The sequence below is a fragment of the Rhodococcus sp. P4_F3_2 genome (assembly GCF_056401335.1).
The window spans coordinates 43,118-57,935 of the sequence record NZ_JBFUJN010000008.1 but is presented as its reverse complement, the minus strand read 5'-3'; the positions used below and the strand labels follow the sequence as shown (position 1 = coordinate 57,935).

Below are 14,818 nucleotides of genomic sequence, written 5' to 3'. Positions count from 1 at the left end.
TGAACAGATTCCTCCAAGACCACGCGAGCCCGCGAGAAGCAGAAGGAGTCACCGCAATGCACAGACGTCGGTTCATACAGGCAGGCGCAGCCGCGCTCAGTGGCCTCTTCCTGGCAGGTTGCGGCGATTCCGACTCAGCCTCGGGCGGGAGCAATGGCAGCGACGATCTTCGCGAGTGGGTGATGCCGGAAGAGGGCGATCCGCACAAGCGCACCTGGATGGCGTTCGGCGCCAGTGAAGCGATCTGGGGAGCCGCCCTCCTGCCCGAGGTCCAGCGCAACCTCGCGACGATCGCGCAGACTATCGCGCAGTTCGAGCCCGTCTCGATGCTTGTCCGTTCCGAGGAACTGGACTTGGCACGAACCCTCGTCGGCCCATCGGTCGAACTGATCGCCGCCCCTCTCGACGACCTCTGGATGCGCGACACCGGCCCCGTATTCGTGAAAGGCAACGGGACCAAAGCGGGTATCGATTTCAACTTCAACGGTTGGGGCGAGAAGCAGGATTTTGATCAGGACGGCCAAGTCGCAGCGTTTGTCGCCGCCCGCGCGGGAGTCGAATCATTGCCTACCGACCTGATCCTCGAAGGCGGCGGCATCGAGGTCGACGGCGAAGGAACAGCCATCATCACCGAAAGCTGCGTCCTCAACAACAACCGCAACCCGGGATGGTCGAAGTCGGACGTCGAAGCCGAACTCGGTCCCCTGCTCGGCGTCGACAAGATCATCTGGCTACCGGGAATCGCAGGCAAGGACATCACGGACGGCCACACGGACTTCTACGCCCGCTTCGCGCGACCAGGCGTCGTGGTCGCAGGCCTCGACACGGATCCGGAGTCCTTCGACCACGACGTGACCGCACGCCACCTCGAGATTCTCGAGAACGCGACCGACGCCCAGGGGCGGAAGCTGGAAGTGGTTGTTCTCGAGGCACCTGTTTCGATCAGGCCGCAGTTCGAATCAGATGATTTCGCAGCCGGATACATCAACTTTTACGTGTGCAACGGAGCAGTCATCGCCCCTGAATTCGGTGATCCCGAGGCCGACCAGGCTGCCAGAAGTGAATTGGAGCGCCTCTTCCCCGACCGTCGCGTCGTGCAGATCAACATCGACGCCATTGCCGCCGGTGGTGGCGGCATTCACTGCACCACCCAGCAGGAACCTGCGGACTAGAAGCCCGTCCCGACCACCCTCGTAGAATTCGGACTCGTGTCGAACCGTCAAACGGAAATCTTGGAAGCGGCAGTCCGCGTCATCGCCCAGCACGGCGTGCGCGGGCTGAGGGTGGAAACGCTCGCCGCCGAGGCGGGGGTGTCGACCGCGCTGATCTACTACCACTTCCAGAACCGCGCCGGTGTGCTGCGCCGGGCCCTCGATCACATCAACGATCGCGCCGCGCTGTACACCGAGGATGCCTTCACGGAAACAGACCCGCGCGCGCAGCTCGACCAGATGCTCCTGCTGGAGTTTCAGAACTCGCCGAAGATTCGCGAAAACAGCATTGCATGGGGCGAACTTCGGGCAAGCGCCGTCTTCGCAGACGAGCTACGCGAATCACTACGTACCACAACGCAGAAATGGGCAGACGACGTCGAATCCTTGATCCGGCAAGCTCAGGACGTCGGCCTCGCTGATCCGAAGGCAAGCCCGGCCGACGCCGCCGAACGACTCACTGCACTGGTCGAAGGCCTGAGTGAACGCTGGCTGAGCGGCTCGATTTCCATCGAACGAGCAAGAGAACTCCTCATCGGTGCGATCAGCGTGGAGATCGATCCGAGCTAGCCCCTACCGCTCGCCGCCGCCCTTGGATTCCGGCGACAGGGCCGGGAACCAAATGTCCGTCAGAACCTCGGCCGCCTGCACCCGAGTCACGTCGATCGTCCCCTGCACGGCCCAGCGTGTGAAGAATCGCTCCAGCTGGCTCACGAGCAATTCGACGCGCAACCTCGCCTCGTCATGCTGTTCCACCGGCCACCGACCCAGATACTTGGGCATGGCATTCGGTAGTTCGGTCATACCGTCTCGCGCTGTCTCGCGGAACTCCGGTTCGAGTGCCACGGCCTCGTCCCACGCCGGCAGCAGGCGCTTGTTCTCGTCGAACCAGTCGAAGGCACGTTCCAGCCATGCGGTGAACTCCACGCGAGAGTTCGTGTCGAGGACCCGATCGAGATCGATGTAGAAAGCGAACGCACTCGCCGCCATCCCGGCCGCGCCGATCGTCTTGAGCATCTCCACCTTGCTGGCGAAATGCACGTAGAACGTGGCTCTACTGCATCCGACGACCGAGGAGATGTCGTCGACCGTGACAGCCGCGTATCCCCGTTCCTCGAACAGAGTGCGTGCGGCGTCCATGAGTTTGGCCCGCGTCGCGCGTTTCTGCTCGTCGCGAAGGGTTCCCCGCCTGTTCTTCGGGCCATCGGTAGTCGTGCTCACGTCGCCCACCTTGCTCGCATTTCGACTTCCTGGCAAATCACCGACTCACCGTCATCAAAAAACATTGCGTCATTCATTGACACATCGTCAGCGAATGGCGCACTATGACTCAAGTCACTTCTCGGGCTTCGATTCTTCTTCGCGCACGCCCGAGACAGAACAGAAAGCGATGGCGAATGAGCCCCTCCCCCTTGCCGAGCGTCTGCATCATCGGCGCCGGGCCTACCGGAATCACGACGGCCAAGCGAATGAAGGAATTCGGAATACCCTTCGACTGCTACGAAGCGTCCGACGAGGTCGGCGGAAACTGGTACTACAAGAACCCCAACGGAATGTCGGCCTGCTACCAGAGCCTGCATATCGACACGTCGAAGTGGCGCTTGGCATTCGAGGACTTCCCGGTCTCTGCTGACCTTCCCGATTTCCCCCACCATTCCGAACTCTTCCAGTACTTCAAGGACTACGTCGAGCATTTCGGCCTGCGTGAGTCGATCATCTTCAACACCAGTGTTGTTGCCGCAGAGCGTGATGCAAACGGACTGTGGACGATCACGCGCTCGGACGGCGAAGTCCGCACCTACGACGTCCTGATGGTCTGCAATGGTCACCACTGGGATCCCAACATCCCGGATTACCCGGGCGAGTTCGACGGCGTCCTCATGCACAGCCACAGCTACAACGACCCGTTCGATCCGATCGACATGCGCGGCAAGAAAGTTGTCGTGGTCGGAATGGGGAACTCCGGCTTGGACATTGCTTCCGAACTGGGGCAGAGATACCTCGCCGACAAGCTCATCGTCTCGGCACGCCGCGGCGTGTGGGTGTTGCCGAAATACCTGGGCGGCGTGCCGGGAGACAAACTGATCACCCCGCCCTGGATGCCTCGGGGGTTGCGCCTGTTCCTGAGTCGTCGATTCCTCGGCAAGAACCTGGGAACCATGGAGGGCTACGGACTACCCAAGCCGGACCACCGCCCCTTCGAGGCACATCCGTCAGCCAGTGGCGAGTTCTTGGGACGCGCCGGGTCCGGCGACATCACCTTCAAGCCGGCGATCACCAAACTCGACGGAAAGCAGGTTCATTTCGCCGACGGCACCGCGGAGGACGTCGACGTGGTCGTCTGCGCCACCGGCTACAACATCAGCTTCCCCTTCTTCGACGACCCGAACCTGCTGCCGGACAAAGACAACCGTTTCCCACTCTTCAAACGCATGATGAAGCCCGGAATCGACAACCTCTTCTTCATGGGACTGGCTCAGCCCATGCCGACGCTCGTCAACTTCGCCGAGCAGCAGAGCAAGCTCGTTGCCGCCTACCTGACCGGGAAATACCAACTGCCGTCCGCGAACGAGATGCAGGAGATCACCAAGGCCGACGAGGCGTACTTCCTCGCCCCCTATTACAAGTCACCGCGCCACACCATTCAGCTCGAGTTCGACCCGTACGTCCGCAACATGAACAAGGAAATTGCCAAGGGCACCAAGCGTGCCGCGGCCTCGGGGAACAAACTACCTGTTGCGGCGCGTGCAGCAGCACACGAACTCGAGAAGGCGGATCGCGCATGAGCACGGTGAACGGTCACTGCAACAACGAGTTCGAAGCCGTCCGCACCGCCTTCGAGGCGCAACTCGAATCCGGTGAGGAGTTGGGTGGCTCCATCGCCATCACCGTCGACGGAGAAGCCGTAGTAGACATCTGGGGCGGATACGCCGACGAATCCCGTACCACTCCTTGGGGCCCGGACACCATCGTCAACACCTTCTCCATCACCAAGACCATGACGGCTCTGTGTGCGCTCCTGCTGGTCGAACGCGGCCAATTGGACGTGTACCAGAAGGTTGCTCACTACTGGCCCGAATTTGCGGTAAACGGCAAGGAAGACATCGAAGTTCGCCACCTTCTGTCGCATACGTCTGGCGTCTCCGGTTGGGAGCGCCCGATCGAGCTGAAGGACATCTACGACCTCGAGACGTCCACCGCTCGCCTCGCTACCCAGAAGCCTTGGTGGACCCCAGGTACCGCGTCGGGCTATCACGCGATCAACTACGGCCATCTCGTCGGTGAGGTCATTCGTCGCATCGACGGTCGGACCCTCGGCAGGTTCTTTGCCGAAGAGCTTGCCGGTCCACTGGGAGCCGACTTCCACATCGGCACGTCCGCAGAGCATTTCGGTCGAATAGCCACCATGGTTCCGCCGCCCGCGTTGGAGTTCGACCTGTCCACGCTCGACCAGGACAGCATCTTCATCAAGACCCTGACCTGCCCACTGCTCGACTACCCCGAGGTCAACACCGCGCCCTGGCGGGAGGCCGAGATCGGCGCAGTCAACGGCCACGGCAACGCACGTTCTATCGCTCGGATCCAATCCGTGATCTCGAACGGTGGTGTGCTCGACGGCCAGAAGCTGCTCTCGCAGAGCACCATCGACCTGATCTTCGAGATCCAAGCCGACGGTATCGACCTCGGGATCATGACTCCGCTCAAGTTCGGCATCGGATACGGACTGCCGCACCCGGATACCGCACCCCTGGTTCCCGACGGACGCGCCTGCTGGTGGGCCGGTATCGGCGGCTCGATGCTGGTCAACGATCTGGACCGCCGGATGACTTTCGCCTACGTCATGAACAAGATGGCACCCGGTCTGATCGGGTCCGACCGCAGCAACGCCTATCTGAGCGCTGCGTACAACTCCGAGATCAGCGAGGTCAGTTCATGAAGGCAGCTCAGCTCATGGGGCCTGGTCTCCTCGAGATCAACGACGTGCCGATCCCCGAGATCAGTCCATCGGAACTGCTGATTCGGGTGGGCGCAGCGGGAATCTGCCACTCCGATCTGCATCTCCTGCACTTTCCGTACAAGATGCGCGAAGAACCGCTGACCATCGGCCACGAAATTGCCGGAACGATCGAAGCCGTCGGGAGTGGCGTCGACGGCCGTTCCGTCGGAGAGCGTGGCGTCGTCTACCTGTGCTGGTCCTGTGGACAGTGCCGAGAATGTATGAGCGGCAACGAGAACATGTGCCTCGCCGCTGGACGCACCGCGATGCCGCCCTGCCCCGGGCTCGGTCCCGAAGGCGGGATGGCCGAGTACGTCAAGATCCCGGCTCGCTCCTTCGTACCCATCGGAGACCTCGACTTCCTGCAGGCCGCACCACTCGCCGATGCGGCACTGACGAGCTACCACGCCATTCGCGGCGCACGCGAACATCTCCAGCCCGGTGCCACCGCCGTCGTGATCGGCGTCGGCGGACTCGGTCACGTTGCAGTACAGATACTTCGGGCAATCAGTGCCGTGCGCATCATCGCCGTCGATGTCGGACAGGATCAACTCGATCTCGCCAAACGTTGCGGCGCCGACATCACGCTCGAATCGGGACCGGACACCGCGCAGCACATCCTCGACCTCACGTCGGCCAGAGGCGCAGAAGTCATCTTCGACTTCGTCGGTATCGACGCAACTGCACAGATGTCCGTTCAAGCGGTTGCGCCGAACGGCGCGTATCGCATGGTGGGTCTCGGAGGCGGAAACCCGGGAATCACAGCCGAAGCTGCCGGCGGACCTGGCTGGCCGTGGGGCGCATCGATCCGGAAATCCTATGGCGGCACCAGAAACGACCTCGTCGATTCCATCGCCCTGGCACAGGCCGGTCTGGTAACGGTAGAAGTAGCCCGCTTCGACCTCGCCGATGCGCGAGACGCACTCGACCGTCTCGAACACGGCAAGGTCACCGGACGCGCAGTGCTCGTACCCTAATCTTCGAAAGGCACTTCACGTGACTACTTCCGCTGATACACAAGCATTCATCGCGTCCGTCATGGCTGGGCTGACCGGCCCCGGTGGGCCTTTCGAGATGCAAGTCGAGGATGTACTCGGCAGCTCGATGCCCGTCATGAAGAACCGTGACAAGGCACTCGGCGACGTGCTCGCTGCATCCTTCGATTACGGATCACGCGACTACCTGGTGACCAAGGACCGGCGCTTCAGCTACCTCGAGCACGGCGAGGCCGTAGCAGCATTGGCCACCGCGCTGCGCGAGCGTTACGGCGTTCGCAAGGGCGATCGGGTGGGCATTCTCGCCGCCAATACGCCGGAATGGGTGATGACCTTCTGGGCGGCTCAGTCGCTTGGCGCCATCGCCGTCGGATTCAACTCGTGGTGGGTGGCCCGTGAAGTGCAATACGGCATCGATCACACCACTCCCACCGTGGTGATCGCCGACGCCAAACGCGCACAAGTTCTTTCCGAAGTGAACACCGATGTTCCCGTGCTCACGATGGAAGAAGATCTACCGGCCTTGATGGAGAAGTATTCGGGTTCGGCACTGCCCCGCACGTCCGTCGACGAGGACGATCCCGCCGTCATTCTTTACACGAGCGGAACCAGCGGCCGCCCCAAGGGAGCCGTTCACACTCATCGAAACGTGTTGGCCGTCATCGACTACCACCGCTACAGCGATCGCCTCGCTGCGGCGTTCACCGGCCGACCCAGCGACGGCCGACCCAGCGACTTGCGGTATCTACTGACCGCGCCGCTGTTTCACATCGCAAGCCTGCATAACCTGGCGATCCCACGACTCGCAACGGGCGGAGCCGTGGTCATCCACCAGGGCGCCTTCGACGTCGACGAAGTCCTTTCCCTTGTCGAAGGCGAGAAGGTCACCAACTGGGCGGTGGTCCCCACCATGGCAACCCGTCTCCTCGAACATGGCAGTCTCGAGAAGTACGACCTGACCTCACTGAGCGCCTTCGCACTCGCGTCTGCGCCGTCATCTCCGGCCTTGCAGGACCGCCTGCGCGCACGACTGCCTTTTGCGCAGCACACCTTGGTCGACAGCTACGGGCTCACCGAATCCTCCACCGGCATTTCGGTTGCCACGCCACCAGAACTCGCCGCGTTCCCCGGAACTCTCGGACGGCCCATCATCGGTGTGAGTGTGGAGGTCCGTGATCCTTTCGGTGTTGCGGTTCCCGACGGCGTGGAGGGCGAATTCTGCGCTCGCAGTCCGTATGTGATGTCGGGATACTGGAACGACGAGACTGCAACTGCTGCCGCCATCGGTCCCGACCGATGGCTCCGAACCGGCGACTTCGGAGTTCTCGAAGACGGCCGACTCCGCCTGACCGGCCGCCGGTCCGATCTGATCCTGCGCGGCGGCGAGAACGTCTACCCCCTCGAAATCGAGCAGTGCATCGACGAGCATCCCGCGGTACTCGAATGCGCTGTGATCGGCATTGATTCGGCAGACCTCGGTCAAGAAGTGGCGGCCGTTGTCGTTCTTCGCAGCGAGCGAGCGGCGACCGAAGAAGAACTACGCGACTATGTCGCCGAACGACTGGCCTACTTCAAGGTGCCGGTGAAGTGGAAACTGAGCACAACTCCTCTGCCTCGCAATGCAACCGGGAAGACGATACGCGCAAAGGTGGCTATCTCATGACCTACGACGCCGTGATCAACAACGGTCTGTGGTTCGACGGCACCGGGGCGAAACCAGCTGTCCGCAATCTGGGTATCCGAGGCGGGCTGGTCACTGCCATCTCCCTCGATCCACTCGACGAAACCGACTGTCCCCGTGTCATCGACGCGCGGCGCAAGTGGGTGATCCCGGGCATCGTGGACATCCACACTCACTACGACGTCGAGATCCTCGAAGGCCCGGCGCTGAGCGAATCTCTCAGACACGGGGTCACGTCGATCTTTGTCGGATCGTGTTCCCTGTCCACCATTCACGCCAGCCCGTCGGACGCCGGCGACCTTTTCGGCCGCGTCGAAGCTATCCCACGCAAGCACGTCGTCGAAGCACTCACGCGGGCCAAGACCTGGAACTCCGCGAGAGAGTATGTTGCTGCGCTCGAGGCGCTTCCGCTAGGTCCCAATGTTGCAGCCTTCATCGGACACTCCGACATGCGAGCCGCCGAGATGGGACTGGATCGTGCTACCCGGAAGGACGTGCACCCCACCGACACCGAACTCGCGTCGATGGAAGCACAGTTGACCGAAGCTCTCGACGCAGGATTCGTCGGGATGTCCAGTCAGCAATTGTTGTTCGACAAACTCGACGGTGAGACCTGCCGCTCACGCACGCTGCCGTCGACGTATGCAACCACGAAAGAACGACGCCGACTCAATGCGATCCTGCGCCGCCGAGAACGGGTATTTCAGGCCGGACCTGACCTCTCCAACCCGATGAGTACCGGAGCGATGGCGTTCTCCAGTGCGGGTATCTGGCGTAAGCGACTCAAGACGAGCATGCTTTCGGCGGCCGACATCAAGTCCAACAAGTTGGCCGTGGTGATCCTCGGCCCACTGGCACACTTGGTCAATCGACTCGGCGGCGACCTGCGCTGGCAGCACCTGCCAGTTCCCTTCGAGGTATATGCCGACGGCATCGACCTGGTTGTCTTCGAGGAGTTCGGATCCGGCGCTGCAGCACTGCATCTGACCGACGAGATGGAACGCAACGTCCTGATGCAGAGTGAGAAGTACCGTCGACAGTTCCGCAAGGACTACGATCAAAAATTCGGCGTCAAAGTCTGGCACCGCGACTTCTTCGACGCCGAAATCGTTTCCTGCCCCGACGAATCCCTTGTCGGAAAGAGCTTCGGGCAGGTCGGCGTCGAACGAGGCGGCCTCCACCCTGTCGATGCATTCCTGGATCTGGTCCTCGAACACGGCACGAAAGTGCGTTGGCGCACAACCATCTCGAACCACCGGCCGGAGATTCTGGACAAGTTCGCCCAGGACAACGGCGTCCAACTCGGGTTCTCCGACGCCGGAGCGCATTTGCGCAACATGGCGTTCTACAACTTCGGCTTACGACTACTACGACGTGTCTACGATGCCCAAAAGGTCGGCCGTCCCTTCATGACCGTCGAGGCAGCGGTGCATCGCCTCACCGGCGAACTGGCCGAGTGGTACGACGTCGATGCCGGGCACCTTCGATTAGGTGACCGCGCCGATCTGGTTGTGATCGATCCCGCCCATCTCGACGATTCACTCGAGGCGTACGCCGAAAGTCCGGTCGTGGAGTACGACAACCTCTCCCGCATGGTCAATCGCAACGATCAGACCGTCACCGCAGTGTTCGTCGGCGGCGAGTACGTCTTCGGCGACGGAGAAGCAGCACCCGTTCTCGGCAACCGCCGAACCGGAAAGTTCTTGAAAGCAGGTGCCCATTAACACGTCCAGATTTGCCGGCAAAACCGCGGTTGTCACCGGCGCAGCATCAGGTATCGGTGCAGCCATCGCACTACGACTTATCGGCGAAGGCGCACAGGTAGCCGGAATTGACATCGATGCAGAGGGTTTGAAGGAGTTAGCCTCCCAGCACGGCGCGTCTTTCCTCGCTGTTCCCGCTGACGTCACCAAGGAATCCGATGTTGCCGAGGCTATTGCCGCTGCGGCTGCGGAATTCGGCGGTATCGATCTGGCTTTCAACGTTGCCGGGGCGTCGAGGGTGGGGCAGATCGTCGACCTCGACGAGGCCGACTGGGACTTCACCATCGACCTGGTGCAGAAGGGCGTCTTCCTCTGCACCAAACATGAAGCGCGGCATATCCGAGAGCACGGTCGCGGTGGTGCGATAGTCAACGTGTCCTCATTGAACGCGCACGTACCGAGCCCCTACGGGAGCGCGTACGCGACAGGCAAGGCCGGGGTCGAGATGTTCAGCAAGAATGCCGCGATCGAACTCGCTGCGTCGGGGATCCGGGTCAATGCCGTTCTACCCGGCCTGGTCGACACGCCACTGGTCGCGCCGGTCATGAACTACGAACCCGCCCGCGACATGTTTCTCAGCCGAATTCCCATGTCCCGAGCGGCAACTCCCGACGAGATCGCAGGCCCCTGCCTCTATCTCGCCAGCGACGACGCCTCGTACATCACCGGAACCAGTCTGGTCGTCGACGGCGGCTGGGAGGTCTCGAACTACCCGGATCTGACGACGCTGGGCAACTAGGTTCAGTTGCCGGGCAACACACATTGAGTATCGAGGCCGAGGACGTGGTTGAGCCGGCCGAAAGCCAACCACGATCCGAGGCACATGCTCAACTCGACGATTTCTCGCTGGGAGTAGTGAGCGGTCATACGTTCCCAGAACTCGTCGTCGAGCCCATGGTGGTCGAGGGCGTATCTCTCGGCGTATTCGGCAGCGAGGCGTGTCCTGTCGTCGAAGGCATCTGTGGTGCGCCAGTCGGTGACAGCCTGATCGAAAGTCGACTCCACAGTCTCGCCGTCACGCTCGGTGCGCCAGTCCTGACAGAAGATGCACCCGTTGATCTGAGCGATCCGAAGCCTGGCCGCCTCGAACTCGCGGAGCCCGAGAGTGCCGTCCGTGTAAACCTTTTGGGAGAAACCGGCGGCCGCGGGCCCGATGCCGGGAACCATCTCTCCCCACACGTAGCCGATCGGGTTCTTACCTTCGGGTATGTCGATATTCATGTGAGTACCTCCGAGTTTCGGGCACCGAGCTTGCCGACGCCGGGTGTGAGCGGAACGTCCAGCGCGTCGTATAGGCCGGGTTCAGCCTGACGTAGCCACGGAATTGCGTTGACGAGACGTCCTACGGCCGTGGCATTTCCACCGGCCGCGCGGTTTCCACCTTCATCGGTGGCTTCGACGTTGATCTCGATTCGTGGTCGCCCTTCGACGATCACCTTGTGCGCGCCGTCGCCTCCGTCGGGCGGGAGCGGCCAGTCGCGGGCACAGGACGGATGAATACGCGTGACGTGTTCGATCACGATCAGGGGTTCCCCGCCGACGATTCCCTGAACCTCGAATCGCAGTGCGCCTTGGGTGCCGGCCGCGAACTCCCCCATATGTTCGGTCGACACGGTTTCCTCGAGCGGGCGGCGCAGCAAGGTCTCGCGGATCTCGTCGAGTTCCACCCCGAGCGCTCGGGCGATGAGCCGAATCTGCCCGCCCCAGACCATGGTGGGAACACTGGGCGCGACCATCGGAGGTTCGTAGTCCATCGGCTGACCCATCCCGATCAGGTAGCGGACAGAATCCGGCTGTTCGTAGGTCGTGTAGTCGAAGATTTCCTGACACCGGATCTGGTCGATTGTCCCCGCGAGCCCGCTGACGAGAATCGGCAGGATGTCGTTGCCCCAGCCTGGGTCGATACCGGAGACGAACAGAGCGCCGCCGCCCGTCTTGGCTGCAGCTTCGACGGGATCACGAAGTTCGGGAGGCGCAGATTTCGGGTCGTACAGCGCATATACCGACGGCGTGACCACTACAGCTCCGGCGGCCAGCGCCCGCGTGATGTCGGCAACCGCGTCATCGGGCCGGATGTCGCCGGACGCCGCGTAGACCACCGCGCCGGGGGACGCTGCGAGCACGGCATCGGCGTCGTCGGTAGCCGCGACGCCCAGGTGCACTCCCAGATCCGCGAGGTCACCGGCGTCTCGCCCGACCTTTGCGGGGTTGGCAACGATGACGCCGACAAGTTCGAGGGCCGGATTGGCTGTCACAGCGCGAATCGATGCACGCCCGACGTTGCCGGTACCCCACACGACAGTCGGAATCTTGGACTCGGCTTCATTCGAAACTGCACCCATCAATCGGACATTACCCAGCTCAGCGCGTCAGGTCAGCAGAACTGCAAGAATTCGTTTCACTTCATCCGGTCAAAAATGCCATTGCCTGCGCAGCCAGTGCGCCGTCACCCCGCCTCCGGTACGTCTCGGCGGGTCGGCCGTTACCTGGTCTGCTCATCTCGCCGGTACTTTCGAGCGCGTCGAACACCTGTCGGCGGAAGCTGTCCTTCTGGAACGGACGATCGAAGATCACCTCGTACAGTCCCCGAAGTTCGGCGACGGTGAACGTCCCGCCCGACAATCCGTCCGGATCCACGTACGACGCATACCTCGTGCGTAGGTCCGTGACCGCGAGTCGCACCATGTCGGCGTGATCGAACGCGAGTCCGCTCACTGCCTCGTCGTCGTACACATCGACGAGAAGCGCCGAATCGGGCAGTGCCGATTCCGGTAGGCAAGCCGTGTGTGCGACCGACAAAACCCATCCACGGTCGTCGCGGTCCGGTCGGTCGAAGATCGCCAACTGGTGAAAGCTCGTCTGGGCCAACTCTGCCTTGACCGACAGGGCACGATCGGCTGCGGCCGTGAGCAATTCGCGTTCGTGCAGAAATGTTCCCGGTAGCGCCAGCGCACCGAGACGGTGCCGAACCACCAGAACTTTCAGAGATCCACCGCTGTACGTCAGCACCGCGACGTCCACTGCCACAGACGGACGCGGATAGTCCGTCAATCCCTTGCCGCTCGTGTCTGTCCATTTATTCACCCTTGCATGTTATCTCAAACATGATCTATGGTTAGCGCAAAGTTGATCAAACGATCATCGCGAGCCGAAGAGGTGGCTATGAAACTCACCGCACAGCAGTCCGATCGAGCGGCCGGCGTTCTGCTCGGCACCGCAGCAGGAGACGCACTCGGCGCCGGCTACGAATTCACCTACCCGAAGGCCGAGGTCACGATCGACATGATCGGTGGCGGCCCGTTCGACTGGACGCCGGGAGAATGGACCGACGACACCTCGATGGCAGTTGCGATCGCCGAGGTGGCCGCTACCGGAATCGACATCGGAAGCTCTGACGGTCTCGATGCCATTGCAGCACAGTTCATCCGGTGGTACGACTCGACGCCCGCAGACATCGGCAACCAGACGCGAGCAGTGTTGTCCGTCCGCTCCGAAAGCGCAGCGGCGATGGCGGATCGTGCGCGGGCGATCAGCGGCCGCAAGGCCGGCAACGGCTCGCTCATGCGGACTGCTCCCGTCGCCCTCTCCTACTTGGACGATGCAGAAGGTGCCAGGTCGGCAGCGCACCGGATCAGTTCACTCACGCACGACGACCCGCGTGCCGGACAGGCGTGCGAGTTGTGGACCCATGCCATCCACCATGCCGTTGTCGCCGGCAACTTCGACGGTGTTCGCGGCTTCCTCTCCGTTGCCGATCAGGACGTCGCCGAATACTGGGGCCCGCTGCTCGATCAGGCCGAAACCGGGAATCCGCAGGACTTCTCCAAGAACGGTTGGGTGGTGCATGCACTTCAGACTGCTTGGTGGGCCATCACTTCGACGGACAATGCCGACGCTCGCCACCTCCAGTACGCATTGGAAGCGGCCGTACGAGCCGGCGGGGACACCGACACGACGGCGGCCATCGCGGGTGGCCTCCTCGGCGCCCGCTGGGGAGCATCGGCGGTTCCCGCCCGCTGGCGCCGAATCATGCACGGCTGGCCGGGATACCGTTCCTCCGATCTGGTTCGCCTGGCGATCAAGACTGCTCGCGGCGGTACCGACGACAAGAACGGATGGCCGTCGACCGCAGAACTCGATTACTCGAAATTCCGCGGAACCCACCACCTGACCACACATCCGCATGACGACGGCGTGATGCTCGGCGGCGTCGATGCGGTGTCCACTGCGGACTACGACGCCGTGGTCAGCCTGTGCCGCATGGGAACACGGCAGGTCAGCTCCGATCACGTCGAGTTCTGGTTGGTCGACGACAGTCACGATTCCAACGCCAACCTCGAGTTCGTTATCGACGACGCAGCGCGCACCGTCCAGGCGTTGCGGGCCGAGGGAAAGCGCGTACTCCTTCATTGCGTTCAGGCGCACAGTCGCACACCGTCGGTTGCGGCGCGATACTCGATGTTGATCGGACGTGACCCCTACGACGTACGCTCGGCTATGCCGTGGGCTCGCCCGAAGCGTGAACTCTGGAACACGGCAGTCGGAAACACAGCCGTCGGAAACACAGGAGGATCCATGCCCGCTATTACCGTCGTCGAAGGTGACATCACGACGCTGACCGTCGACGCCATCGTCAATGCGGCCAACTCCAGGCTCCTCGGCGGTGGCGGTGTCGACGGCGCGATCCACCGAGCCGGAGGACCGGAGATCCTGAAGGCCTGCGAGGTATTGCGCAACACCAGCCTTCCCGACGGCCTCCCGGTGGGTGCGGCCGTGGCCACCACCGCGGGAAAGCTCCACGCCAAGGCCGTGATTCACACCGTCGGCCCGAGGTATTCGCGCTCCGAGGACCGATCCGGATTGCTTCGGTCGGCGTACACCCGCAGTCTCGCCGTTGCCGACTCGATCGGCGCACGAACCGTCGCCTTTCCGTTGATCTCGGCAGGGGTTTACGGCTGGCCGAAGGAAGATGCGGTCCGACAGGCCGTTTCAGCGATTCGCACGGCGAAGACCGAGGTCGAGACGGTCACACTGGTCGCATTCAACAAGGAGACGGCAGAACTGATGCGCCGCGCGATCGCCTGACCGTTTACCGGGCCCACTTCACGCCACGTCAAAGCAGTGCAGAGCGGTCAGACAAGTGGAGAAATTTCGCCGGTTGGACGTTTGTC

At 62.3% G+C, this 14,818-nt stretch carries 13 protein-coding genes; 9 read left to right on the top strand and 4 right to left on the bottom strand.

Annotation, left to right across the window (positions count from 1 at the left end; translation table 11 throughout):
- Positions 1-56: 56 nt before the first annotated feature.
- Positions 57-1,172 (top strand): agmatine deiminase family protein, encoded by a 1,116-nt coding sequence (locus tag AC1DWA_RS10570; RefSeq protein WP_182261577.1) that lies wholly within the window; start codon positions 57-59, stop codon positions 1,170-1,172.
- 36 nt (positions 1,173-1,208) lie between these two features.
- Positions 1,209-1,781 (top strand): TetR/AcrR family transcriptional regulator, encoded by a 573-nt coding sequence (locus AC1DWA_RS10565; protein WP_046379538.1) that lies wholly within the window; start codon positions 1,209-1,211, stop codon positions 1,779-1,781.
- 3 nt (positions 1,782-1,784) lie between these two features.
- Here the strand turns inward: AC1DWA_RS10565 and AC1DWA_RS10560 are convergent, their stop codons facing one another.
- Positions 1,785-2,441 (bottom strand): TetR/AcrR family transcriptional regulator, encoded by a 657-nt coding sequence (locus tag AC1DWA_RS10560; protein WP_477846007.1) that lies wholly within the window; start codon positions 2,439-2,441, stop codon positions 1,785-1,787.
- Between the two features lie 167 nt (positions 2,442-2,608).
- Between AC1DWA_RS10560 and AC1DWA_RS10555 the strand changes: the two genes are divergently transcribed.
- Genes AC1DWA_RS10555 through AC1DWA_RS10530 form a run of 6 tightly spaced genes read left to right on the top strand, consistent with a single transcriptional unit; the run spans position 2,609 to position 10,386 of the window.
- Positions 2,609-3,997, top strand: a complete 1,389-nt coding sequence (locus AC1DWA_RS10555; RefSeq protein ID WP_175470368.1) for a flavin-containing monooxygenase — start codon at positions 2,609-2,611, stop codon at positions 3,995-3,997.
- Positions 3,994-5,148 (top strand): EstA family serine hydrolase, encoded by a 1,155-nt coding sequence (locus tag AC1DWA_RS10550; RefSeq protein WP_042953259.1) that lies wholly within the window; start codon positions 3,994-3,996, stop codon positions 5,146-5,148. Before AC1DWA_RS10555 ends, AC1DWA_RS10550 begins: the two co-directional genes overlap by 4 nt.
- The gene (locus AC1DWA_RS10545) at positions 5,145-6,185 is read left to right on the top strand and encodes an NAD(P)-dependent alcohol dehydrogenase (protein ID WP_020909584.1); all 1,041 of its coding nucleotides are present in this window, start codon (positions 5,145-5,147) and stop codon (positions 6,183-6,185) included. Before AC1DWA_RS10550 ends, AC1DWA_RS10545 begins: the two co-directional genes overlap by 4 nt.
- A 19-nt stretch (positions 6,186-6,204) precedes the next feature.
- Complete coding sequence (gene casG, locus AC1DWA_RS10540; RefSeq protein WP_477846006.1) at positions 6,205-7,866, top strand: steroid-24-oyl-CoA synthetase; 1,662 nt, start codon at positions 6,205-6,207, stop codon at positions 7,864-7,866.
- Complete coding sequence (locus AC1DWA_RS10535) at positions 7,863-9,608, top strand: N-acyl-D-amino-acid deacylase family protein (protein WP_477846005.1); 1,746 nt, start codon at positions 7,863-7,865, stop codon at positions 9,606-9,608. Before casG ends, AC1DWA_RS10535 begins: the two co-directional genes overlap by 4 nt.
- The gene (locus AC1DWA_RS10530; RefSeq protein ID WP_021345962.1) at positions 9,598-10,386 is read left to right on the top strand and encodes an SDR family NAD(P)-dependent oxidoreductase; all 789 of its coding nucleotides are present in this window, start codon (positions 9,598-9,600) and stop codon (positions 10,384-10,386) included. The genes AC1DWA_RS10535 and AC1DWA_RS10530 overlap by 11 nt, the downstream gene beginning before the upstream one ends.
- Positions 10,387-10,388: 2 nt before the next feature.
- On the opposite strand, the gene AC1DWA_RS10525 is transcribed toward AC1DWA_RS10530, so the two are convergent.
- The 3 genes from AC1DWA_RS10525 to AC1DWA_RS10515 form a co-directional block, all read right to left on the bottom strand.
- Entirely contained in the window at positions 10,389-10,868 is a 480-nt protein-coding gene (locus tag AC1DWA_RS10525) for a carboxymuconolactone decarboxylase family protein (protein WP_019745891.1), read from the bottom strand.
- Positions 10,865-11,989, bottom strand: coding sequence for an NAD(P)H-dependent amine dehydrogenase family protein (locus AC1DWA_RS10520; RefSeq protein WP_182261581.1), 1,125 nt, complete (start codon positions 11,987-11,989; stop codon positions 10,865-10,867). The genes AC1DWA_RS10525 and AC1DWA_RS10520 overlap by 4 nt, the downstream gene beginning before the upstream one ends.
- Positions 11,990-12,050: 61 nt before the next feature.
- A complete protein-coding gene (locus AC1DWA_RS10515) occupies positions 12,051-12,731 on the bottom strand; it encodes an NUDIX hydrolase (protein WP_308371437.1) in 681 nt (226 codons plus the stop codon).
- A 78-nt stretch (positions 12,732-12,809) separates the two neighbouring features.
- Between AC1DWA_RS10515 and AC1DWA_RS10510 the strand changes: the two genes are divergently transcribed.
- Positions 12,810-14,732, top strand: coding sequence for an O-acetyl-ADP-ribose deacetylase (locus AC1DWA_RS10510; protein WP_477846004.1), 1,923 nt, complete (start codon positions 12,810-12,812; stop codon positions 14,730-14,732).
- Positions 14,733-14,818: the final 86 nt, after the last annotated feature.